This window comes from Mucilaginibacter aquariorum (assembly GCF_024498135.1).
In the GTDB taxonomy this organism is placed as follows: Bacteria; Bacteroidota; Bacteroidia; order Sphingobacteriales; family Sphingobacteriaceae; genus Mucilaginibacter; species Mucilaginibacter aquariorum.
The window spans coordinates 45029-67700 of the sequence record NZ_JANHOH010000009.1 but is presented as its reverse complement, the minus strand read 5'-3'; the positions used below and the strand labels follow the sequence as shown (position 1 = coordinate 67700).

The 22672-nt window shown below is 41.9% G+C and carries 22 protein-coding genes and 1 riboswitch; of the genes, 3 read left to right on the top strand and 19 right to left on the bottom strand.

Annotation, left to right across the window (positions count from 1 at the left end; all coding sequences use genetic code 11):
- Positions 1-112: 112 nt before the first annotated feature.
- On the bottom strand, positions 113-2536 hold the full coding sequence (locus NPE20_RS22175) for a glycoside hydrolase family 31 protein (RefSeq protein WP_256540903.1): 2424 nt from the start codon (positions 2534-2536) through the stop codon (positions 113-115).
- 385 nt (positions 2537-2921) lie between these two features.
- Here NPE20_RS22175 and NPE20_RS22170 point away from each other — a divergent pair, with 385 nt between their 5' ends.
- The gene (locus NPE20_RS22170) at positions 2922-4136 is read left to right on the top strand and encodes an alpha/beta hydrolase-fold protein (RefSeq protein ID WP_256540902.1); all 1215 of its coding nucleotides are present in this window, start codon (positions 2922-2924) and stop codon (positions 4134-4136) included.
- 118 nt (positions 4137-4254) lie between these two features.
- On the opposite strand, the gene NPE20_RS22165 is transcribed toward NPE20_RS22170, so the two are convergent.
- Positions 4255-4842: a hypothetical protein gene (locus NPE20_RS22165; protein ID WP_256540901.1), complete on the bottom strand. Its 588-nt coding sequence runs from the start codon at positions 4840-4842 to the stop codon at positions 4255-4257.
- Between the two features lie 194 nt (positions 4843-5036).
- Here NPE20_RS22165 and NPE20_RS22160 point away from each other — a divergent pair, with 194 nt between their 5' ends.
- Positions 5037-5636, top strand: a complete 600-nt coding sequence (locus NPE20_RS22160) for a Crp/Fnr family transcriptional regulator (RefSeq protein WP_256540900.1) — start codon at positions 5037-5039, stop codon at positions 5634-5636.
- 34 nt (positions 5637-5670) lie between these two features.
- Here the strand turns inward: NPE20_RS22160 and NPE20_RS22155 are convergent, their stop codons facing one another.
- A complete protein-coding gene (locus NPE20_RS22155; protein WP_256540899.1) occupies positions 5671-5973 on the bottom strand; it encodes a hypothetical protein in 303 nt (100 codons plus the stop codon).
- A gap of 107 nt (positions 5974-6080) precedes the next feature.
- On the opposite strand from NPE20_RS22155, the gene NPE20_RS22150 reads away from it, so the two are divergent.
- On the top strand, positions 6081-6665 hold the full coding sequence (locus NPE20_RS22150; RefSeq protein ID WP_256540898.1) for a 2OG-Fe(II) oxygenase: 585 nt from the start codon (positions 6081-6083) through the stop codon (positions 6663-6665).
- 70 nt (positions 6666-6735) lie between these two features.
- On the opposite strand, the gene NPE20_RS22145 is transcribed toward NPE20_RS22150, so the two are convergent.
- The 16 genes from NPE20_RS22145 to NPE20_RS22070 form a co-directional block, all read right to left on the bottom strand.
- Positions 6736-8184 carry a SusD/RagB family nutrient-binding outer membrane lipoprotein gene (locus NPE20_RS22145; protein WP_256540897.1) on the bottom strand — a complete coding sequence of 483 codons (1449 nt, stop codon included), beginning with the start codon at positions 8182-8184 and terminating at the stop codon, positions 6736-6738.
- A 4-nt stretch (positions 8185-8188) separates the two neighbouring features.
- A complete protein-coding gene (locus NPE20_RS22140; protein WP_256540896.1) occupies positions 8189-11401 on the bottom strand; it encodes a SusC/RagA family TonB-linked outer membrane protein in 3213 nt (1070 codons plus the stop codon).
- A 375-nt stretch (positions 11402-11776) separates the two neighbouring features.
- Positions 11777-11885, bottom strand: a riboswitch (SAM riboswitch).
- Positions 11886-12115: 230 nt separating this feature from the next.
- On the bottom strand, positions 12116-13189 hold the full coding sequence (locus NPE20_RS22135) for an NAD(P)H-dependent flavin oxidoreductase (protein ID WP_256540895.1): 1074 nt from the start codon (positions 13187-13189) through the stop codon (positions 12116-12118).
- Positions 13190-13193: 4 nt separating this feature from the next.
- Complete coding sequence (locus NPE20_RS22130) at positions 13194-13571, bottom strand: nuclear transport factor 2 family protein (RefSeq protein WP_256540894.1); 378 nt, start codon at positions 13569-13571, stop codon at positions 13194-13196.
- A gap of 80 nt (positions 13572-13651) precedes the next feature.
- The gene (locus tag NPE20_RS22125) at positions 13652-14398 is read right to left on the bottom strand and encodes an SDR family NAD(P)-dependent oxidoreductase (protein WP_256540893.1); all 747 of its coding nucleotides are present in this window, start codon (positions 14396-14398) and stop codon (positions 13652-13654) included.
- Positions 14399-14427: 29 nt separating this feature from the next.
- Positions 14428-14643, bottom strand: a complete 216-nt coding sequence (locus tag NPE20_RS22120) for a tautomerase family protein (RefSeq protein WP_256540892.1) — start codon at positions 14641-14643, stop codon at positions 14428-14430.
- A 10-nt stretch (positions 14644-14653) separates the two neighbouring features.
- Entirely contained in the window at positions 14654-15190 is a 537-nt protein-coding gene (locus NPE20_RS22115) for a YceI family protein (RefSeq protein WP_256540891.1), read from the bottom strand.
- A gap of 93 nt (positions 15191-15283) precedes the next feature.
- A complete protein-coding gene (locus tag NPE20_RS22110) occupies positions 15284-15862 on the bottom strand; it encodes a Crp/Fnr family transcriptional regulator (protein ID WP_256540890.1) in 579 nt (192 codons plus the stop codon).
- 4 nt (positions 15863-15866) lie between these two features.
- Complete coding sequence (locus tag NPE20_RS22105; RefSeq protein ID WP_256540889.1) at positions 15867-16628, bottom strand: LytR/AlgR family response regulator transcription factor; 762 nt, start codon at positions 16626-16628, stop codon at positions 15867-15869.
- Positions 16609-17559 (bottom strand): sensor histidine kinase, encoded by a 951-nt coding sequence (locus NPE20_RS22100; protein WP_256540888.1) that lies wholly within the window; start codon positions 17557-17559, stop codon positions 16609-16611. Before NPE20_RS22100 ends, NPE20_RS22105 begins: the two co-directional genes overlap by 20 nt.
- A gap of 194 nt (positions 17560-17753) precedes the next feature.
- A complete protein-coding gene (locus tag NPE20_RS22095; RefSeq protein ID WP_256540887.1) occupies positions 17754-18200 on the bottom strand; it encodes a protein-disulfide reductase DsbD N-terminal domain-containing protein in 447 nt (148 codons plus the stop codon).
- Positions 18201-18210: 10 nt separating this feature from the next.
- Positions 18211-18411 (bottom strand): hypothetical protein, encoded by a 201-nt coding sequence (locus tag NPE20_RS22090; protein WP_256540886.1) that lies wholly within the window; start codon positions 18409-18411, stop codon positions 18211-18213.
- Between the two features lie 26 nt (positions 18412-18437).
- Positions 18438-19235, bottom strand: coding sequence for a DUF1223 domain-containing protein (locus NPE20_RS22085; protein ID WP_256540885.1), 798 nt, complete (start codon positions 19233-19235; stop codon positions 18438-18440).
- Between the two features lie 268 nt (positions 19236-19503).
- On the bottom strand, positions 19504-19938 hold the full coding sequence (locus tag NPE20_RS22080; protein ID WP_256540884.1) for an organic hydroperoxide resistance protein: 435 nt from the start codon (positions 19936-19938) through the stop codon (positions 19504-19506).
- Positions 19939-20108: 170 nt separating this feature from the next.
- Positions 20109-21167 (bottom strand): alpha/beta fold hydrolase, encoded by a 1059-nt coding sequence (locus NPE20_RS22075; RefSeq protein WP_256540883.1) that lies wholly within the window; start codon positions 21165-21167, stop codon positions 20109-20111.
- Positions 21168-21257: 90 nt separating this feature from the next.
- Positions 21258-22535, bottom strand: coding sequence for an epoxide hydrolase family protein (locus NPE20_RS22070; protein WP_256540882.1), 1278 nt, complete (start codon positions 22533-22535; stop codon positions 21258-21260).
- Positions 22536-22672 lie beyond the last annotated feature (137 nt).

The following is a 22672-nucleotide window of genomic DNA, read 5'->3' as shown; positions in this document are numbered from 1 at the left end:
GATGCGCCCTGTTCTTACACAGAGCGCATCTTTGCTTTCAATACCACAATGGCTTATGATCTCGCTTTAGATTGAGAACAGCTGTATTAAACGGTGTGCTTAAACAGTCTTTTCATAATTTCACCACTACCGCACGGCCGTTGTATACAACTCTTTTATCAGCCTTGACAGCCACTAAAGGCCCCGATCCGTGTTTACCGTCAACTACAACAACATTGAAAATACGGTGCCTTAGCATACCTGAAAATTTTCCTTTTGTATCTGAAATTCTAAGTTCTTTCAATTTGTCATTCCATACGAATGTAAAAGTGGCATAATGCCCTTTCTCATAATTGTAATTATCGTTTTCATCTTCATAAAATTTAAATGCCCCATCGGCACCGGGATAAATACGAAGTTCTATATTGCTGTTCTGTTTTTGGGTAGCATACTCAACATTGGGGCCCATTGGTATAATAGAACCGGCCTTTACATATAAAGGCAATATCTCAATAGGTGCAGCCGCGCTGATGGTTTGTCCTCCCGCAAGTACTTCGCCGGTCCAGAAATCATACCATTTACTGGCGGCAGGCAGGTACACCTGGCGGACTTTCGTTTTTTTATCAGCATCGGGCGATGTGTATAGTTGCTCAGTAACCGGATTTACCATAAACGCAGGACCAAACATATACTGATCAGGTATACCGTAAACTTTTGCATCGTTCCTGAAATCAAAAGTAAGGGCGCGCATTATGGTATAGTTATCCGTTGTTACACGGCCCGCCAACGAGTATATATAAGGCAGCAAGCGATAGCGTAGCTTATCAAAGTTAAGCAAGATGGCTTTGGTGTTATCATCCCAGTTTTTGCTGAATAGGGCACGCTCACCTTTACCATGTATGCGGAAAATGGGACTAAATGCGCCAAACTGAAACCAGCGGGTAAACAGCTCCCTTTTATCGGGCTGCGACCAATCAGCAGCTTTCCAGTGGAAGTGGTAGCCACCAATATCAGAAGTCCAGTAAGGCAGGCCAGACGCGCAGGCATTTATGCCCTGTGGCACCTGGTTTTTAAAGTCCTTAAAAGTACACTCAATATCACCTGACCATAAGGTTGATGCATTGCGCTGCTCGCCAGCAAACGACTGCCTTACCAAAAAGAAGGCGCGCTTGCCGGGAATATCCCTGCGCCAGCCTTCGTAAACGCCCTTGGTATGCTGTAAGGAGTAGGTGTTAAAATAATCAATCCCTTTACCAATACTAAAATTGCTTCGTCGGCGGGCATCCTGCAATGCGCCGTTATCTGGCTCGCACTGATCTATCCACCATGCATCCCATCCATAACGTTTAATCAGGCTGTCGCGCGCCTGATCCCAGTAAAGCTTGCGGGCTTTAGGATTGTGGGCATCATAATATGTATCAAAAGTATGGGTAACTATATTATCCCAGGTAATATCGGTTAATCCGCCCATTTTTTCCAGCGCATCATAGTTAGGCGTACCTTTGCCAAATACCGGCCATATAGATATCATGGCATGGATGTTTGCTTTATGCAGTTCATCTACCAGTTGTTTGGGATGCGGGTAACGCTCAGTTTTCATCACGTGCGATCCGATAGGCAATGGATCCCAGTAATACCAATCCTGCACTATCGCATCAACCGGAATATGGTTGTCGCGGTAATTATTCTTTACGCCAATGATCTCATCTTCGCTCATATACTTATCCTGCGATTGAAACAGACCAAAAGCCCATTTGCCAAACATAGGCGCACGGCCGGTAGCTGTACGGTACAGATCAATAATATGGTCAAAGTTTGGACCATAAAAAAAGTAGTAATCAACTTCCCTGCCGCTTTCTGATACGTATTTGAATTTGGTGTTGTCGGCTTCGGCACCGTAAAAATTTGATGCCGAGTAATTATCCCAAAGCAAACCATAACCCCTGGTTGATAGCAATACCGGGATAGCGCCGGTAAGATATTTGATCAGCAGCTCCTGATTACGGCCTTTGTAATTGATTGACAGAGAATCAAGCGGATGGCAGCCTAATCCATACAAGGCCTCATTTTGGGGCGATATAAATTGCGTGCTTACATTATAAGTATTGATACCTGCAATAGAAGCCGGGGTTATTGTTTTGTTATCGCTGTCTTCAGCAGTGATGATGTTCCCTTTTAAGTCGGTATAGGTAATGGCGTTGGTGCTCTTGTTAACTTTTACCTTTAATTTGTTTGTTGTAATGATTACCTCGGCTTTGCTTTCGGCAACCTGATAGGCCGGGTGTATCCTCCAGTTGTTATTAACCACCAATGAAGGCTTTGTTTCAAACGCATTAAATATGGTGTATTTTATTTCAATGATATCATCCCGGTGTACCAATACCTTCATCAGGCCTTTATCTAACAAAAAGGTAATGCCGTCAGCACCTTTTTTGTATGATTTAACGGCCGCTTTTGCAGCAGATATATCTATAATTAAAATCATGAATAGGGCGATCATCGTCCTGAATAAGGTGTGTTTTAATAGTTCGTGTTTAAGTACAGTCTGCTTTAACATTATTTTTTGTTTAAAATGAATACCGTGTTATATATGTTTTTTAATTAATTGGTTTATTTTCTTAATGGAGGGCAAAAAACAACGGTAATTACGTCCCAAGCTTGGGTCATGATAATCTGTTACCATTACTTCTTAAATGTCCTTCGGTTTATTGGTACGGGGTCGTAAATTTATAGATGAGAAAAATGGATGAACGGGTACAAAAGTGAATAAATAGGGCCTGAAATGTTGAAATTGTCAAAAAATATCGCGCCAACCTGTATTCGCTGTTGCGCCGGATAAAAGGCTTGTAGACTTACGAATATTTATAAAGCAAATTTGATATTTACAAAAATTGTGAACTGTTATGCAACGCTGTCAAAAAATAGGTGTCTAATAAACATCTATGAGATATTTTTTATATTCTATTGCCTTTTTATTAATTTCAGTTTGCGCCAATGCGCAGGAAAATAGTCCCTTTACTTCTGGAATCGAGGAATCGATTCCTTCAAAGATATTAGGACAAGAGCGTAAAGTTTGGATACATATTCCTAATAGTAACGGAGGAAATACAATTAAAGACAGGGGACATTACCCTGTAATTTATTTGTTGGACGGAAGTGATAATTTTAACTCCGTTGTAAGTATTACAGAGCATATGGCCGAATCAAGCCTTTGTCCGCCGATGATTGTGGTTGGGATCGTACATTCAAACAGAGTAAGCGAATTAACAACTGGTACAGATAAGGAGCTGCCCGGAGTTATTGGCGGTGGTGAAAAGTTTATGTCTTTTATAGAGAAAGAACTTATTCCTTATATCGACGCAACCTATCCAACCACAACATATAAAACATTTATTGGCCATTCCCTAGGGGGCCTAACGGTTATTAATACTTTGCTGCATAAACCGACTTTATTTAATTCATATGCTTCTCTCGAGGGATCTTTATGGTGGGATAATCAAAAAATTTTAAAAGAAGCAAAAACGATTTTGCCTGCTCAAAATTATAAAGGAAAAACATTGTTTATTGCCATTGCCAATCGTATGGAAAGAGGGGTAGACACACTTAGCGTTCAAAAAGACACAAGCGGATCCACAGAACTTATTCGCAGCAATTTAGCATTTATTAAAGACCTTTCTAAAAACAAAAAAAACCAATTGCGTTTCAAATACAAGTATTATGAAGATGACGATCACCCGTCTGTAAGATTGATCGGAGAATATGATGCGCTTCGATTTATCTTTGATTTCTACAAGCTTAAAATTTACAACAGCGAGCTAAAAAATCCTGATTTTAAATTGGATTCAGTATTGGTAGCGCATTACAAGAATGTTTCTGAACAAATGGGGTACATTGTTAAACCCGACGAAAGTCAAATTAATAACCTTGGATACCAAATGTTGCGCACGAACCAATTAGCAAAGGCAGAAAAACTATTCAAGCTCAATATAACCAACAATCCCGGTAGTGGTAATTGTTATGATTCAATTGGTGATTTATACCTTATTACCGGCAATAAAACTAAAGCTATAGAGAGCTTCAAAAAAGCGCTAACGCTGAAAGCGATTCCAGAAAGTAAAGAAAAATTGGATAAGCTGTTGAATGAAAGCAAAAAATAAATAAATGTCGAAGATTTTCAATCAGGCTATTTGAGTTCCGTCAGCCTCAGGAGCAAAGCCCCGCATGTTCGCGGGGCTTTTTTGTTTCATGAATTTATTGTTATATCCTGTATTCAGCTTATGCAGAAGCAGCCTGTTTAACTGTTTTAGACAGGCTGAATGCTGCAAGCAAATAATAGAAGGCACCGAAGGCGGCATATCCCGCCAAACTTGTAATTCCCTTTGTAGGGTCGTGTGCCAGAATGATAAAGGAAGTACCTCCAATTATAGACTGGGCGCCGCTGATGATCATAGGCCACTGACCGCCTAAAAATTTCCTGCGCCGTAACCCTAATATTAGTTGGATCAATCCTGTTCCAATTGCCCAGGTACCAAAAACTATCAATGCTTCGGGAACGCCTTTCTGTAAAGCGATGCCTACAGCTATTGTAGTGATGCTACTGATCACAGCATTTACATACTGTGGTGTTTTAGAAGGGCTGCTGTGATTGGCGCGGATATCCAGAAAGGTGCCCACTACATCCCAGGCAGGGTAAATGATTAGCAAAACGCTGGCAATGCCCATAGATGTTTTTGCAAAAAGAGCGATAAGAATAACCCATATCACCGAAAAAGCGGCGCGTGTAAAATAAAGCTTGCGTAATGATCTGGCAGTTTCAACGGACTGTCCGTTTACTACTGTATTCGATTGAGAAATTGATGTCATGATATAAATTTTAAGTTTTTGTTAGTCCAAAGGTCTAAAGTATTGCATGGCACGTTTTTCACTTAAGTTAAAATGCGGGTGAAGATTACGCTGCAATTACAGTTCTGTTGCATTGTTAAATTTCACTTAAGTGAAAGTCCTTGTATTATATTCAGGCTATATTTGAGGTATAGTTCAATTTATACAATGATCAAATGACCGATAAAAATGATATCGTCTTTAAGCACCTGCGGGATTTTGCCCCGTTGAATGATAAAGATATTAGCGCCAGCCAGCCATATTGGAAACCGCGAAAGATCAATAAAGGGGATTTTTTCAATATGCAAAGCATGGTTTGCAATGATCTCGGGCTGATCGTTAAAGGGATCTTCCGGATCTATTACCATGACCCTGACACAAAGGAAGATAAGAATATTTTCTTTTTCTCGGAGAATCAGTTTGTCGTTTCTTTCAGAAGCTTTGTATCACGCAACCCCTGTTGGTATTTTATCGAAGCGATGGAGGATTCAGAAATTTTCTTCATTTCTTATCAAGACCTTAACAATCTTTATGAAACCCATCCCAACTGGGGCAAATTTGGCAGGTTGCTGGCCGAATTGTTTTTTTCTGTTGCGCAAACGCGTACCGAAGAGTTCATTTTTTTCTCGCACGAACAACGCTATATCAGGTTGCTGGAAGAGCATCCGGATATTGTTGAGCGTATCCCTGCTTATCATATCTCGTCGTATTTGGGTATTACAAATCCTTCACTAAGCCGGATAAGGAAGCGTATCGAAAGAAAAAAGGCTGAATGAAATTTTTTGCGCAAGGTATCAGATAAATAATATACTATAATTTATTCCCCTTAATCAGTACTACTGATTCTATTGACTGTTCCTTAAGGTGAATGAATTTTTTCCTGTCCTCGTCATTCATGAAATTTTCAAGGTCCTGTTCACTTGTAAATTCAACCAGGTGAATTTCATAGGGTTGTTTAACGCTGCTTTCAATAATAGCTTTTTCATCCGGCCTTACCCTTAAAAGTAGTTGCCCGTTATACTTCGAAATAATAGGGATGGCAATATCCTCAAATTGATGGAAAATGGCTTCTTGCCCTTCCTTGATGTAAATAAGCTGCGTTATGTATAGCATAATAATTCTTTTATCAATATAAAGCTATGAAAACAAAAGGATTAGCCTTATAAACCATATCAAGATATAAGTGCTTAGTGCGGAATTTAAGTGTACCTTACATCAATTTGGAAATCATCTTCAACGAACTCATTGATAGCTACCTGGCTACCAATGTAGGTACGGTTAAAAACTTTCTCAGCCAGGCATTATCCGCACATTTAGTAAACAACATTAGCACGCTTTATGCGGGCGATAAGCTACTTGCCGCCGGTACCGGGAATAAACGGCTGGTAAATCATGATAAACTGATACGCAGTGATAAAATTTACTGGCTCGACCGTATACATAACGATGTTCATGAAAACGATTTTTTCGATTTAATGGATCGCTTCGTTAGTCACCTCAATAGCAGCTGTTACGCTGGTATTACGGGTTACGAGTTTCATTATACACTTTACGAAAAGGGGAGTTTTTATAAACGCCATATAGACAATTTTAAGCAGAATGGCACAAGGGCATTCTCTATGATCATTTATCTAAACACCGAGGTTGACGGCGGGGCTTTACGCATCTACCAGGGGAATGGATCGCAGGATATTTCACCAGATGCGGGTAAAAGCGTGTTTTTTAAAAGCACCGAACTAGAGCATGAGGTTTTGGTTACCCAGCTGCCAAGGATGAGTATTACAGGGTGGCTAAAAGTTGGTTAACCCGGGGGGTATTAATTACTGCTAATAATTATGAAAATCGGCCATGCATTTCTGCATGGCCGATAAAAAGTTAATTTACATCAAACCAGAGTTTGGTTGTCAGCGCATCGGCACCCTGACTGGCTACCGCAGCATTATAACTCGCTCCGTTTAACGATTGCTCCGTTCCCGGATAAATGAACCTGACAGGAATTTTCCCTCCAAGTGTACCTGCAACGGCCGGTTGCAGCTGCGGATAATCCAGCCTGCGCCACTCAGCAAAAGCTTCCAGCCCCTGGCCAAACAGCGCTATCCATTTCTGATCGCCGATAGATTTTTTGTAGTTTGACGGATCGTACTGTACAGCGGGTGATGCCAGGTAGGTGTTAACCGCGGCATCGGTAATTCCATACTGTTTTAACGAAGCCGCAATTGCCTGCTTGTATAAATCTGCCGCGTCTTCGGCGGTAAAGCCGCGTGCGGCAGCCTCCGCTCTGTCAAACAATACTTCGGCGTAACTAATGATCACCGCGGGGGCGTTCGGCGCTAAAAAGTATGTGCCCGGTTTAGACGTTTTTGTGAAGCCATAAGCACTCGCATCGCCTACTAACAAACCATTAGGTAACCCTACATAAGTTTTAGGAGTTGCATCTTTTGTGGGGCTGGCATATATAGGTAAGCGGGGGTCATTAAGCTCAAATAACTTATCTACTATAGTTTTGCTGATACGGTAATCATCACGGGTATCAAACAAATTGCTTATTGGGTTTTGATTGGGGGATGTGGAATATACCAGCTGGGCAATCTCGCTGTTATCGCTGATGTAACCACTTCCTTCTGCCTGTATCTCTGCTAAAACCTGTTTTGATTTTTCAGGCTCGCGGTCGGCTATACGCAAAGCGATACGTAAACGTAAAGAGTTGGCAAATTTTTTCCATAAGCCAATAGGGTTAGCTTTACCACCATAAATAATATCGCCGCCAATTGCGGGGCCTGACGTATTTAAAGATGCCTGTGCAGATTTCAGATCCTCTAATAAAGCAAAATATACGTCTTTTTGCTTATCATAAGCAGGTGTAAGGTATTCTTTAATGTTTGTTGCCTGTGTATATGGAACATCGCCATAAGCATCTGTTAATAAAGAAAAAACCCATGATCGTAACACCAGCGCCACACCTTTATAATTGGGGTTTGATTGTTCATCAGCTAACTTAATTAACTGATTAAGATTAATTACTCCCTTGGTATAAGCCGTATTCCATAAGTCCTGAAAAGAGGTATTTGTATATATATACCTGTCAGGATCGGTATACTGTATTTTAGACCAGTTTTGCACAAACAGTAAACTCGCATCCATATTATTGGATGTACCCCAATAGGTATCGGCAATATTTTTTGTTATGCCTGTTAACAGATAATCTGGCTGGGCGGTTTCTGATGCATTTGGATTTCGGTTGATCTCTTCCAGATTTTTTTTGCAGGCTGTTACAGATAGTAGTAATGCACCTGACAATATGATAGTTGAATATTTAAATTTCATGATTTTAGAATTTAAGATTGATGTTAAACCCAATGTTACGTACAGTTGGCAGCGTTAGATCTTCCAAACCCTGTGCGTTACCGGTATTGAAAGCGGTTTCCGGATCGATGTTAGGGACATTTTTATGAATGATCCAAAGGTTACGGCCCACTAATGATACCGTTGCCGACTGCAGCCCAACACCTTTAACCCATTGAGAAGGGAAAGTGTAGCCAATTTTAACTTCACGGAGTTTAACGTATGATGCGCTGTAAATAAAGGCTTCATCAACATTGGTAAAGCCTTTGTAGTACGATTGAGCCGGTACAATGGTAGTATTAGCTGTTCCATCCGCCTTTACTCCTTTAAAAACCATCCCGTCGTCGTAAACGGTTTCGCCTGTGGGTGCACCTGCACCTGCGCTCACCTGAACTGCCGGCAAGGATGAGTTATTGTTAGGGTAGTAATAACTTAACCCACCGTTTGCTGTGCCGCGGCCGGGTAGGGTAGACGCTAATACCCCGGTATAAGTGCCGGTGCGGTTAGTATTAGAGTAAATAGAACCACCAATTCGCGCATCAACTAAAAAGCTTACGTTTATATTTTTGTAGGTAACACTGTTATTGATACTTCCCAACCAATCCGGAGTAAATTTCCCCAAATACTTTTTGGTTGTATTAACAATAGGAGTTCCATTAGGGCCAATAATTATTTGGCCGGATGCATCGCGAGTATAGGAAGTACCGGAAAGGGTACCATAAGGCTGACCAACCGCTGCCAATACATCAACAGTACGGTTGGAGCCTAAGATATAACTTTGAAGATTTCCTTCGTCATAAAGTGATATGACTTTGCTCTTATTGCGGGAGTAGTTTATAGTAACATCCCAGCTAAGATCATGCGTTTTAACAGGCGCTATACCCAACTGCACTTCAAGGCCTTTGTTATTAATGCTGCCACCATTTATTAGCTTGGTGCTGTAGCCGGTAGACCCACTAACAAGCACGGCCAATATCTGGTTAATACTGTTGGTATTATAAGCACTCACATCAAGACGCAACCTGTTATTAAAAAAGCCTGCTTCTATACCAGCTTCTGTAGATGTTGTAGTTTCGGGTTTAAGATTTGGATTCAAATCTATTGGGTTTATTGTTTGTTGCGGGTTTGCAATAGGCCCTTGTGGCGTATTTAAAACAAACGGAGCAGCAAAATTGTAAGTATTGATGAGTTGATATGGTGTCGCCGCTTTACCAACTTTTGACCACCCACCCCTTAGTTTTAAATAGCTTAATACGTCACTCTTTAAGTCCAGCGCTTCCGAGAGCACTAAACTTCCGTTAACCGATGGATAGAAGTAAGATAAGTTGGCCACAGGCAGGGTTGACGACCAGTCGTTACGCCCTGTTACATTTAAGAAGGCGTAATTCCGGAACCCAATTTGTGCCGATGCGAAGTAGCTATAGGTTTTTAGCTTGCCATAATAGTTAGATGATACCAGCGGGTCGCGCGAGTTACTTAAAGTATATAAGCCAGCTACTGCCAGTTTAGGCGCTATCTGATCATTTTGCTCATTCAAAATGGTACTGATGTTACCTCCTATAAAGCCATCGAATGAAAAGTCTTGATTTAGCTTTTTAGTATATTGTAAACGTGCTTCGGTATTGGTCTCGTTAACGGTATAGGCATCTTCTTCATACGATCCAAATGGGGTTCCGTTGGTACCGTACGAAACTTTGATCTTGCGCCTGTCGGTATAATAGTCGGTACCTGTACGGAAGTTAGCAGACAAACCGCCGATGATCTTATAGTTTAGCTCCACGCTTCCAATGATCCTGTTTTTGTGCTGGGCAACAGTATTTTCATAAGCAATAAAATACGGGTTGCTGTAATAGCTGTTGTTCCAATTAAAGGTATTGCCGCTGGCATCACGATAGTTTTTTAACCGGTTAATATCTACCTGCCGGCCAAACCAGGTGAATTGCAGCATGGTACTTGTAGCGCGCCTGCCGTATGCACCGGGTAGGTTGCCCGCGTCATCTTTAATGTAATTAGCGATGGTAGTGATCGTTAATTTAGAATTGGGGCGGAAGGTAGAATTTAACAGGAATGAATTTCTTCCCTGCGATGAATTGGGCACAACACCGGTTTGGTGCAAGTTGTTATATGATAGCCTGTAATCGAATTTATCGCTGCTTCCTGCAAAGGCGATACCATTGTTTAGGGTAACACCGGTCTTGAAAAAATCACGTACGTTGTTTGGGTGCGCCACAAAAGGCACGGCCTCGCCGTTCGAGTAAAACTGCGGAATAAGCCTTCCGTCTAGTGGCGGGCCCCAGCTTTCGTCAACACCATCATTTACACCTCCACCTTTACCATCTACATAACTGAATTTGCCGTTGGCACCCTGGCCAAATTGGTTTTGATAATCAGGAAATACCTTTAAAGTAGCAAACGAGGTATTGGAGTTTATGGTAATGCCTAATCCCTGGGCACCTTTGCCGGTTTTAGTTTTAATCAGGATAACACCGCCTGCAGCACGATAACCATATAAAGCCGCAGCATTTGGGCCTTTTAATACGCTGATAGATTCGATGTCCTCCGAATTAAGATCGGAAATGGCATTCGCGAAATCCCTGGAACCATTTGTGCCCTGGAACTGCGAATTATCTACAATAACGCCGTCTACCACAAATAAGGGTTGGTTATTACCGGATACAGACGTTTCGCCACGGATAACGATACGGGACGATCCCATATCGCCCTGGCTGCCGGTAACCTGCACACCGGCTATCTTTCCGGATAATGCATTGATCAGGTTGGTTTCTTTAGCCTCAGAAATATCTTTTGCCTTAAGGCCCTGCACGGCATAACCCAGCGACTTTTTATCTTTTGATATATTGAGCGCAGTAACAACAACCTCGTTCAATGAGTTTGGCGCCTCCACTAAAACTATTTGCAGGTTTGTACTGCTATTGGTCACCGGAATTTCCTGGGTGGCAAAGCCAATGTAAGACACCCGCAAAACATCGTTAACATTTGCATTAAGGGTGAACTTACCCGAAATATCTGTTTGAGCACCTGCGGTAGAGCCTTTAATGCCAATGCTGACGCCGGGAAGCGGCTGCCCGTCGGATTTGGCGGTAACCACACCGCTTACTTTAACAGCCTGGGCGCTAACCGTCTGTATGGTGAGGAAAAGCAATAAAATTGCCAATAAGGGTTTGTAAATTTTATTCATGATAATTATTGTAAAGCGTTTAAAAGGTCAATACAAGTGCATACAGGCTGGTTTGATTCCAGACATATACTGTCAAAATCAATAGCCTATTTAAATTGTAAGGAATGAATGGTAATAATTTCGGGCTTAGCAGAATTAACTAAAACCCTTAATTGCTATAAATTAACAGCAACAACACATCGCCGGCATACAAGCGGTTGAATATAGGTAAGCGCGCAGCGACAACGTTTTAGTATAAACGTTTCGATTTTCGGGGTGGGTAGAGTTTGTTTTCATAATTAATATTGTTTGACATATAATTAATCGGCAATGAGAAGAGGAAGGCGCGGATAAACGATATAATGAGCAGCCTGTACGGCTTTGCAATATTTGCGAACATTATCTTTTCTGCATTGCTGCAGACAGGAATTAGCACCTTTATACCTATGGCGTACAGGTTGCTAAGACATCATCGGGCCTTTCCCTCAGTCTTTCTTGATAATTAATAAGAACTATTTCGATGCAAATATATATTTATAATCTATAAAAACTATAGACATTATATAATTTAATTGTCATATGAAACAGGATCGATTTTTTTAGAAGGTTTCAACAGCTAAAAATGGACGGCTTAAAGCCATTGCAATTTTAGAGAGATGAGTTTATGGGGAGGATTTTTAAGTGCATTTATCTTTGAGAGCGGGAAGATTCAACCTTCTCTTGTCACACAATAAATTAATTATGAAGTATTTGCCCTGTTTCGTTTATAAGAGCCTGCATCAGTTCTGTTGCTTTGGTATGTTTTAAATTAACTGCGTTTTGCCCCGACCAAAAGTTGATCATATCGGTTTTACCCTGGGCCAATGCTGCTGCTCTTAATGGTCCCATTAAACGGGTTTGTAGTGGGAATGGCAGTACCTCGGTTTCGTAATTAACTTCTTCCGAGATCCGGTTGCGGATCATCCTGCCCATACGGCCGGTTAATGATTTGGAGAGTACCGTGTATTTTGATTCATCGGTAAAAAGCTTTGCTTTGTGAACAGGCGTGGCGCCCGATTCATCGGTAACTAAAAAGGCTGTACCTAATTGTACGGCATCTGCGCCTAAAGTTAACGCGGCTGCAATGCCTTTACTATCTGCAATACCCCCGGCAGCAATAATGGGTGTTTTTATTTTGGCCTTTAATTGCTGGATAAGAGAGAAGGTCCCGGTTAAAGAATTATGTGCCGGCCTCAGGAACGATGGTCGGTGGCCACCAGCTTCAAAACCTGCAGCAACAATCGCGTCAACTTTCGCTTCTTCTAAAGCCAGGGCTTCATCAAGCGTGGTAGCTGCCCCAACGGTTTTAATGCCAAGCCTGCGTGCTTCGTCTAATATCTCTTTTGAGGGAATACCGAATATAAAACTAAATACGGCGGGCTTTATCTGGAAGATGGTTTCCACCTGTTTCAGAAATTTGGAAGAGATATTGGTATCCAGATCAGGCAATGGGATATTTAGTTCATCAAAATATGGTCTAAACAGAGCCTTCACCTTCTCCAAGCTTTCAACCGGATAATTAGTTAAGCTCTCGTCAACATCCGAAACCCAAAGGTTGATATTATAGGGCTTATCTGTTTTTAATTTTATAGCGTTATCAGCTTCCCGGATCTGTTCGGGGGTAAGAGTGTATGCTCCAAAGCTTCCCAGCCCGCCCGCGTTTGATACCGCAGCTAAAAGTTCGGGAGTTGAAAAAGCCCCGCCCATAGGGCCTAACAAAATTGGGTATTTGATGCCAAAAAGCTCGGTTATTCTGGTTTGATTCCACATGGCTTTAAACGCTTACATGAGTTAATAACTTATTTACAATAACCCACGCTCCGTCGATCTTGTTTAGAGAAAGCAAATCGTAATAATTAAAATCAAACATGGGCACATGTGCTTTAGCAATAGCTATGGAGTTGATAATTTCTACCGACAATATTTCCATGCGTATGGTTTCTCCTAATTCAAATGGGCTTTTGCGGTTTTTAACACCATCAAGGTATTGATCCAGACTTTTAAAATAGGGTTGCCCCTTAACATCGCCAACTACCAGTGCCTGCGGATGGAAGGTGCTGCGAAGAAGTTCTACATCACCTTTAAATATTCCATTAAAGTAGTTTGATAATACGGCTGCCACAGCCGTTGCATTATCTGCATAATTGCTCATCGTTTTGTTATTTAAGGTGTGCACCGGGCATACTGCCCGTTTTCATACCTGTTAATGTTTATCTAAGCTTACCCGACTAATTAATTAATATGGTGGCCGGATACATGCCCGCCATCCAAATTGATTATCTCGCCGGTTATAAAATTGCTGCCGGCCAAATAAAGGGCCAGTTCGGCAACATCCTGCGTTTCGCCAATACGGTTTAATAAGTGTAAACCGGCAAGGCTATCCGCGTTGCTAACACCGCTTTTAGACTGTAACGGGCTTCTGATAATGCCCGGTGCTATAGCGTTTACCCTGATGTTGTTTTTACCGAATTCGGTAGCCAACTGTTTTGTTAAGGCGTGGATACCACCTTTGCTTGAAATAGGCGCTGTTGCAGGGAAACCACCAATGGCATGGTCAACCAATACCGTACCAATGTTAATGATAGAACCTTCGCCTTGTTTCAGCATTTGCCTAATTGCAGCCTGGCTGGTAAAATAAGTGCCTTTTAGGTTGATGGTTAAAAAACTATCAAGGTGTGCTTCATCAACATCTAAAAATGGTTTTGGTTCAAATATACCGGCGTTATTTACCAGTACATCAACCGCGCCAAAGCGCTCAACCGCGGTATCAACAAGCTGCTTACCTGTTGCCGGGCTGCTAATGCTGCCGGTGACCATAGCTAATCGGTCGTGGTGGCCCAGTTCATTAAAGGTGGCCTTTAAATTATCGCCATTAGCCGAGTTAATAACTACGTTATGGCCGTGTTGTAAAAATAAACCGGCAATGGCTTTACCAATCCCTGTTGATGCGCCGGTTACTATAATTGTTTGTTGTTTCATGATCTTGTTTTTAAGAGTTGTTATTTAAATTATCTTTTAGCCGTTATCCCTTTTTCGCGGAGCACAGATACCTGCTCGCCGGCGTAACCCCAGTCATCCAGTTCAATTTCCTGTATCACTACATGGGTTAGTTTCGGGTCTTTGTCTAATACTTCAGTTATTAGTTTGGTCACTCCTGCAATAAGGGTTTGTTTTTGTTCGCGGGTAACACCTTCGCGGGTTACCTCAATTTTTACGTATGGCATGGCTTTTAAATTAAAAGGTGACTTCTGCGGTTAATTTTACATCCAATTCAACCTCATTGTAAATGAGTGTATCGCCCAGGTTAGTAAAAAAGTTACCCGAACGAAACTTCATGTTGTATTTGGTACGGTCTACCAGTATTTTGCCCGATGAGGTGATTACATCATCTGTTATAACCACATCTGCAAGAAAGCTAATAGGGTGAGTGATACCTTTGATGGTTAAATCGCCACTAATTACGTATTTGCTATCGTCAACACTATCGGCATTGGTAATAGTAAATAGGGCTTCAGGAAAGCTGTCTGCAGCGAAGAAATCTTCAGAGAACAGGTGGCCTGCAAACTGATCATTAGTAGCCTTGTCGGTAATGTCCAGAATTTTAATTGAGGTGGTGTCGATTACAAAATCTCCGCCGAAGAGCTTCCCGTTATCAAGAACAAGTGTGCCTGTTTTAATGGAGATAGTACCATTATGCGCGCCGGTCACTTTTTTGCCGGTCCAATCGATGTTGCTTTTTGTAGTTACAACTTTAAAATTTTTAGTTTCCATTTCTTTATGTTATCAATCGTTAGTGATTTGATAAAACAAATGTCGGGAGGAAACCGGTGGTAGCTACGTGATGTATATCACATTCTGCAGGGACTATTTATGGGCATGGTAAAGCCTGCTTAACGTTTCCCTGGAAACGCCCAGATAAGCGGCTATAAGGTGCTTGGGGACAAGGTTATAAAGCTGTGGGTATAATGATAGTAGCTCTTCATAACGGGCTTTGGTATCGTTATTCATAAACGATAGCAGCCTTTTTTGCGAGGCCAGGTATCCCCGGTTTGTTCGCCAGCGGAAGAAGTGTTCGGCCTGGTGCAGCTCGTTACATATTTTTTCGCGGTCGTGATTGGAAAGGCAAAGTACCTCGGCATCGGTGATACAATCTATGCTGATAGTAGCCCGGGTATGGTTGTACAAAGCGCCGTAATCAGATGTCCACCAGGTGGGCATAGCAAATTGCAGAATGTACATTTTAATCTCGTCGTTAATGAAAAAGGCTTTTAAGCAGCCCGAAATAACGAAGTATTCGTTGTCTACTTTATCACCCTCGCTGATCACTACCTGCCCCTTTTTATAAGATTGAGGTTTGAAATGCGAAAAAAGATAATCGAACTGCTCATCGGTTAACGTGGCTGTTTTGGCGATATGCTGCTTTAGTATTTCTTTAGCATCCATTTTACTACCTGTTTTCGAGCCAATTTAAGAAATTACTGGTTTTTTCTTTCCCAATTAACAGTTTATCCGGGCTGGGGATTGTGAGCGTAACAAACAGTTTCCTGTCAAAATAATGTTCTACTTCTTTAACAGCACTAAAGTTAATCAGGTATTGCCGGTTTAGTCTAAAAAATTGTTTGGAAGAGAGCATGCTTTGTACCTGATCAAGCGATTGGGTAAGGGTATACTCCTGCTGCTGAAAGGTCATGATGGTAGTAGAATCGTTCCTGATATAAATAAACGCGATCTGGTCTGTTTGTACAGTAGTGTATTTATTGTTCTTAAAAACCAGGAAGCTTTTTTTCCCTTCATCGGGCCCCAACTTTTTTAATAACTCATCAAGATCGGGCCGGGTGTTTTGCTGAAAAAAATTTTTGAAGTTTTCAACCTTTTCAAAGGCATCGGTTAGTTCTTTTTCTGAAAAGGGTTTTAGTATATAATCAATGCCATTAGCCTTAATAGCATCCATTGTGTATTCGCCATATGCGGTGCAAAATACAACGGGGCAATTAATTTTAACCGATTTAAAGATCTCAAAGCTTAACCCATCAGAAAGCTGGATATCCATAAAGATAAGACCCGGCTGTTCATTTTCAGAGAGATAGCTAACGGCACTTTCAATACTTTGTAATTGTGCCGTGATTTTAGCTGCCGGCCTTATTTTGGTAATAAGGTTGGCCAGCGACTTTGCTGCTTTGATCTCGTCTTCAATTATTACGATTTTCATGTATGATAGGAAGCTTTATTCTGAACGATGTTTCTCCGAGCTGAATTTCGACTTTTTTATCTATAAAATGAGTATAACGTTGATTAATGTTTTCAAGCCCCAATCCGGTAGATGCTTCCGGCGTTCTTTTCAGTTGCAGATGGTTTTCAACCACAATGGAGTCATCTTCTGAATAGAGCTTGATTTTCAGTGGGCGATCTAAAGATACGATGTTGTGTTTGATGCAATTTTCAATTAGAAGCTGTAGCGTAAAAGGCGGGATAAAAGATTGATACTGATCCTTATCAATATCAATAGAAAGATCGATGCCTTCCTCAAAGCGGGCTTTTAACAAAAATATATAAGCATCCAGTATTTGTAGTTCTTCAGAAAGTTTGATCAGGTCCATTTTCCGGCTTTCAAGTGTAAACCGGTAAAAATCCGACAGCTTTAAAATAAAATCTACGCTATGGGCGTCACCGCTCTCCACCATATATTTTAGGGTGTTTAAGCTATTGAACAAGAAATGCGGGTTTACCTGTTGTTTAAGTAGCTCATATTGCGCGCCCAGGTTGGCAGCTTTAGTACGTTCCAGCTCTATACCTACCTGCTGATTTTGGGAACTTTGGTATAGCAGGTGTACGAACATGTAAAACATAACGTTCACCAGGATCCCCCTTACCTCGAACATCAGCATTACCGGGCCAAAATTAATATGCGATAACAAATATTGCTGAATGCAGGCTAAAGCAAACATCACCGCTATTCCTAAAAATAGGCCTTTAATCAAGCGTGTGGTGGAAAAACCACTGGCAGCATCGCGCGAAGAAAATGCGGGGAGCGTTTTGATATTATAATACCATATAAAAAGCGCGAATAAAAAGGTTACGGTTGAATCTACAAGTGCTTCATAAGGATTAAAATGCCGTTCGGCAATTTTTGGGACAGACATAAGTGCACCCAGAAATAAAGAGCTTAGCCAAATTATTTTATTCGAAATCTTAAATGGTTTCCTTTTCATATTATGTGCAATCAAATATAGCATTCAAACAATGATAGCCTATCAAAACCTGATACATTGCTGGTTTATAGTATTAATAAAGTATGACGGGGAGCTGATAAGGTTCCCCGTCATTATGTTACCCCTTAACTAACAGGAATAGAAAAATCTATTGTTTGTGGCGGAAGGCATTGTTTATCGCTGCAGATCATAAACTCAACGGTGCCCTTAACAATTGTTTCTGCGCCGGTCAGTTTTATCTTTTGCTGAAATATCACTTCCTTTTCAAAGTAGTTAACATTAGTACCAAAAACCTTTTCAAACTTAGTGAGTGGTTTAGGCTCTGCAACCTTACCTTTTAAGCTGAAAGATTTAGCAGGCGCAAAGGCAAAAGTTGTTTTTAAAGGCCCACCTTCCGGTATGGTTTGCGAATAGATATGCCAACCATCGCCCATAGTTGCCTTAATCAGAACAGTTGCTTCTGTTGCCGATGTTTTTTTGGCCGCGTAACTCCATTTTACTGGTTTTAAAACTTGGCTGCTGGCCGACATGCTAAAAAGCAGCCCTGCAGCAAATGCGAATATTGTTTTCATGATATTGTTGTTAAGATTTGATTGTATGATCGGGTGAAAAAAAATCCTCATCTATCAGATCGTTATTTTTATTCTTCTTTTTAATGGTGCTGATCATTCCGCAGCTTTGCGGGTTGCTTTCAATAGCAGCACTGGTAGCAAATGACATAGATAGCATTGAAACCAAGCCTATAAGCAATCTGCTTTGCCCGTATTTACTAAACTTGTTCATGATTTCCTTTTATTAATATGATGATATTATTTTTTTGCAATAGCACCAACGCCCAGGTCAGCTTTGGCAACTCCTAAAATCTCACCGTTGCTCTGGTCCTGTATCAGCCCAATTACTTCCCAGGTTTGGGTATCAAATCCTTTAGGTAATTCAACTATGCTGTTGCCCTCGCCTGTTGAGCTTAGGGGTTCATTTTGTATCTGACGGACAATTTGTACATGCGATAGCGTATTGCCTGCGTTTTCGCCGCGTTCCACTTTTGTTTGAGCATTTTTTTGCACTACGGCAATCAACAAATTATTGCCTTTTACAGCATTGCTTGCTTGGTAATGCACCTTAAGCTTGCCACCATCTGGTTGTGCATGAAGTACCAGGCTTATGTTTGCTTTAGTTGTTAACTGATTTGATATAGCATTACGAATTGCTGCTTCATCTGATCCAACAAACTCGGCTTTACCATTTACAATAAGCTGCGGTGTGTAAATTTGTGACGAATTAAACCAACTCCCATACTGTTGTTGTCTTTTTGAATAGTTGGCGCTGCTGAATATATCTTTCCAGCCCAGCCTGTCCCAATAATCAACATGGTAAGCCAATACGTAAATGTCTTTGCCCTGGGCCTCTTTCTGTATTTTGGCCAGTAACTCGTCCGCGGGTGGGCAGCTCGAGCAGCCTTCGGATGTAAATAGTTCTAATACGGCAAAGCCGTTTCCACTAATTTTAGCGGTGTCTTTTTTAGCTGATCCTTTATCTTGCCCGCAGGCGGCAAGCCCTAATATGGTCATAAAGCAAGCTGATAGTCCTAAATTTTTTATAGTTTTCATGTTTCTTTTTTTATTTATTACTTAAAATTATCTCAAAAACGCCAGTGTAATTAGCTAAAACTGGCCGAGGCGGACATAATATCGCAGGAAGCAGACAAATCAAGAGTTGAACAGGATTGCATGTAAACGTGCCTTACAGAGGGTAATTAGAAAGCATGCTATTATAGTTGCCACTCTAATTAAACCATACCCATGGTACCCGTTATGGCCAGATACAAAAATAGCCCGCCCGAAATACGGGCGGGCTATTTTTGTATCTTTGTATGTATTAGATGATATTAAGTTCTACATTGATATTGCCTCTTGTAGCTTTAGAGTAAGGACAAGTTTGGTGAGCAGCCTCGGCAAGTTGCTGAGCTACTTCACGGTCGATACCCGGCAGGCTAATGTTAAGGCGTGCCTGAAGAAAATATTCTCCGTCTACATTACATAGGTCTATTTCGGCATCAATAGCGCGGTCTGCAGGAAGCGCGATCTTCATTTTGGCAGCTGCAATGCCCATTGCGCCAATGAAACATGCTGACCAGCCGGCTGCGAATAATTGCTCGGGATTGGTACCTGTACCTGATGTGCCCGGAGATGAAAGTTTAACGTCAAGACGGCCATCTGAACTGCGTGATGCGCCTTCGCGGCCACCTGTTGTGTGAGTTTTAGCTGTGTATAATGCTTTTACGGTTTGGGGGGTGTTTGTTGTAGTTTCCATTGTTTTAAATTTTATGTTTTTGTTTTTAATTGTTTGAATTGATAGGTCAAAGATACCCTCATACCGGGCTGTGGCCTATCACCAAATAGGTTAAGTGGACTAAATTGAGCTTGAACTGGTCATTTTTAAATTTGAATTATTCCGGTTGAAATCGTGTCCCGTTCCTTGTATTACTTAGAATAGCCATCAACCTCTATAACAGCATCGGCAAAGGCCTTTGGAGCTTCCTGAGGTAGGTTATGCCCAGACCCTTTAATGATACGGTGTGTGCGTTTCCCCGAGAATTTTTTCGCGTAAGACGTACCGTCTGTAGCAGGGGCAACGCCATCCGAATCACCGTCAAGCGTAATTGCGGGTACGGTAATTACCGGGCCTTCGGCAAGTCTTTTTTCCAGCGCATCGTATCTCGCTTCACCTGTAGCCAGGCTTAACCGCCAGCGGTAATTATGTATCACAATGTTAACATGGTCCGGGTTGTTAAATGCAGCCGCGGTACGGTCGAAAGTGGCATCATCAAAGTCCCATTTAGGAGAAACGGTTTTCCAGATCAGCTTATTAAAATCGTGCCTGTTGGCTTCGTAGCCTGCACGGCCGCGTTCTGTGGCAAAGTAATACTGATACCACCATCCACGCTCGGCAATTGGGGGTAATGGCTGCTTGTTGCGCTCCAGGTTGTTAATTAGATAACCGTTTACCGAAACAATGCCTTTGCAACGTTCCGGCCAAAGTGCTGCGATAATGCAGGCTGTGCGTGCGCCCCAATCATAACCGGCGAGGATTGCCTTTTGTATTTTTAGCGCATCCATTAAATCGATAATATCCTGGGCAACTGCCGCCTGCTGACCGTTCCTAAATGTATCAGCCGAAAGGAAAGTTGTTGTACCATGCCCGCGTAGATACGGAACAATAACCCTGTAACCCGCTGCCGCTAACAAAGGGGCAACATCTACAAAGCTGTGGATATCATATGGCCAGCCATGCAAAAGAATTACAGCGGGGCCATTTGCAGGGCCTGCTTCGGCATAGCCAACATTTAGTAGGCCTGCGTTGATCTGTTTAATGGTGCCGAATGATGTGCTTGTTCCGTTTTTGATCGGGGTATTATTTGTTGCTTGTGTGTTAACAATTTGTGCATTAGCAGAACCTATTAGAGCAAGCGGGCCCGCAGTGATGGCTATGGCCGCGGTGCTTAGAAAACGGCGGCGATCAAATTTAAGTTTCTCAGACATAATGGTATTAGAAAAGGTTGTGAGTGTAATTTTTAGATAGCGGGTGACAAAGAACGGCGCACACCTTTTGTGCGCCGTTTTTTGTAATATTTATCGCAGTGTTTTGAAAGCTGCACGAAGCTCTTCAGCAAACAGTTGTGGTTCTTCCCATTGTGCAAAGTGACCGCCTTTGTTTACCTCGTGGAAATAGATCAGGTTTTTGTAGCTGCGTTCTGCCCAGGTTTTTGGTGCCTGGTAGATCTCGCCGGGGAATACAGTTATAGCAACCGGAATTTTGATATCGGCTGTTTTTTGTTCAACAGCATTAAAGTTGTTGGTATTGTTTTCCCAATACAATTGTGCCGAAGAAGCCGCTGTATTGGTAACCCAGTATAGCGTAATATCGTCAAGCATTTCATCTTGGGTAAGTGATTTATTGGCGTTCCCTCCGCTGTAAGTCCATTCGTTAAATTTATCTAAGAAGAAGGAAGCAAGGCCAACTGGTGAATCTGACAAGCCGTAACCCAAAGTTTGCGGACGGGTTACCATCAGGGCAGCATAACCACCACCTTTTGTATATAAGTGATTTAATGATTTGAATGCCGCAGCTTCTTTTACAGATAACCCTGCAGGTGCCGGTTCGCCGTTTTTCAATGCTGTAGCTACATCAGCAGGTACAGTAGCAGGCATGTTAACATGTATACCTATCAAACCTTCCGGTGCCTGGCGTGCCATCGCATCGGCAATTACCGAACCCCAGTCGCCCCCTTGTGATACATAGTTTTTGTATCCTAAACGTTTCATCAATACATCCCAGGCACTGGCTATACGGTCCGGGCCCCAGCCTGCACCCTTAGGTTTTTCAGAAAACCCATAACCGGGCATAGAAGGGATAATAACATCAAAGGCATCTTCTGCACGGCCGCCAAACGCGGTAGGATCAGTAAGTGGGCCAATGATCTTTAACAGTTCAAAAACCGAACCCGGCCAGCCGTGGGTAATTATAAGCGGTAAGGCATTTTTATGTTTAGAGCGGATATGTACAAACTGAATATCTAATCCATCAATATTAGTTACAAATTGTGGCAGGGCATTTAATCGGGTCTCTGCTTTACGCCAGTCGTAACCATTACCCCAGTATTTTACAAGGGTTTGGATCTGGTCCAGTTTTACGCCCTGAGATTGGTCTGTAACAGTTTCCCTGTCAGGCCATCTTGTAGCTAATACGCGTTGGCGTAAGTCTGTAAGTGTCGCTTCCGGAACACTGATATGGAAGGGGCGGATTTTTGTATCGGCAACCTTAGCGGTTTGGGCAAAGCCTGGTATGGTAAACAGCATTAAGGCACCAGCAATAATTTTAGTGGTAAAGGAGTGTGTGATCGTTTTCATCGTCTTAATTTTTGATTGTTAAGTCAAATGTATCTTCACACAGGGCCGTATTCAATGGTCAAATAGGTTAAGTGGACTAAGTTGACCTTGAACCGGACATTTTTAAGCCTGAAGAACTTTTAGATTACAGAGCGCAC

What these genes read in the sequence shown, in the direction of transcription:
- NPE20_RS22175 (WP_256540903.1), bottom strand. Translation starts at nt 2,536, where the DNA reads ATGTTAAAGCAGACTGTACTTAAACACGAACTATTAAAACACACCTTA.
- NPE20_RS22170 (WP_256540902.1), top strand. Translation starts at nt 2,922, where the DNA reads ATGAGATATTTTTTATATTCTATTGCCTTTTTATTAATTTCAGTTTGC.
- NPE20_RS22165 (WP_256540901.1), bottom strand. Translation starts at nt 4,842, where the DNA reads ATGACATCAATTTCTCAATCGAATACAGTAGTAAACGGACAGTCCGTT.
- NPE20_RS22160 (WP_256540900.1), top strand. Translation starts at nt 5,037, where the DNA reads ATGACCGATAAAAATGATATCGTCTTTAAGCACCTGCGGGATTTTGCC.
- NPE20_RS22155 (WP_256540899.1), bottom strand. Translation starts at nt 5,973, where the DNA reads ATGCTATACATAACGCAGCTTATTTACATCAAGGAAGGGCAAGAAGCC.
- NPE20_RS22145 (WP_256540897.1), bottom strand. Translation starts at nt 8,184, where the DNA reads ATGAAATTTAAATATTCAACTATCATATTGTCAGGTGCATTACTACTA.
- NPE20_RS22140 (WP_256540896.1), bottom strand. Translation starts at nt 11,401, where the DNA reads ATGAATAAAATTTACAAACCCTTATTGGCAATTTTATTGCTTTTCCTC.
- NPE20_RS22135 (WP_256540895.1), bottom strand. Translation starts at nt 13,189, where the DNA reads ATGTGGAATCAAACCAGAATAACCGAGCTTTTTGGCATCAAATACCCA.
- NPE20_RS22130 (WP_256540894.1), bottom strand. Translation starts at nt 13,571, where the DNA reads ATGAGCAATTATGCAGATAATGCAACGGCTGTGGCAGCCGTATTATCA.
- NPE20_RS22125 (WP_256540893.1), bottom strand. Translation starts at nt 14,398, where the DNA reads ATGAAACAACAAACAATTATAGTAACCGGCGCATCAACAGGGATTGGT.
- NPE20_RS22120 (WP_256540892.1), bottom strand. Translation starts at nt 14,643, where the DNA reads ATGCCATACGTAAAAATTGAGGTAACCCGCGAAGGTGTTACCCGCGAA.
- NPE20_RS22115 (WP_256540891.1), bottom strand. Translation starts at nt 15,190, where the DNA reads ATGGAAACTAAAAATTTTAAAGTTGTAACTACAAAAAGCAACATCGAT.
- NPE20_RS22110 (WP_256540890.1), bottom strand. Translation starts at nt 15,862, where the DNA reads ATGGATGCTAAAGAAATACTAAAGCAGCATATCGCCAAAACAGCCACG.
- NPE20_RS22105 (WP_256540889.1), bottom strand. Translation starts at nt 16,628, where the DNA reads ATGAAAATCGTAATAATTGAAGACGAGATCAAAGCAGCAAAGTCGCTG.
- NPE20_RS22100 (WP_256540888.1), bottom strand. Translation starts at nt 17,559, where the DNA reads ATGTCTGTCCCAAAAATTGCCGAACGGCATTTTAATCCTTATGAAGCA.
- NPE20_RS22095 (WP_256540887.1), bottom strand. Translation starts at nt 18,200, where the DNA reads ATGAAAACAATATTCGCATTTGCTGCAGGGCTGCTTTTTAGCATGTCG.
- NPE20_RS22090 (WP_256540886.1), bottom strand. Translation starts at nt 18,411, where the DNA reads ATGAACAAGTTTAGTAAATACGGGCAAAGCAGATTGCTTATAGGCTTG.
- NPE20_RS22085 (WP_256540885.1), bottom strand. Translation starts at nt 19,235, where the DNA reads ATGAAAACTATAAAAAATTTAGGACTATCAGCTTGCTTTATGACCATA.
- NPE20_RS22080 (WP_256540884.1), bottom strand. Translation starts at nt 19,938, where the DNA reads ATGGAAACTACAACAAACACCCCCCAAACCGTAAAAGCATTATACACA.
- NPE20_RS22075 (WP_256540883.1), bottom strand. Translation starts at nt 21,167, where the DNA reads ATGTCTGAGAAACTTAAATTTGATCGCCGCCGTTTTCTAAGCACCGCG.
- NPE20_RS22070 (WP_256540882.1), bottom strand. Translation starts at nt 22,535, where the DNA reads ATGAAAACGATCACACACTCCTTTACCACTAAAATTATTGCTGGTGCC.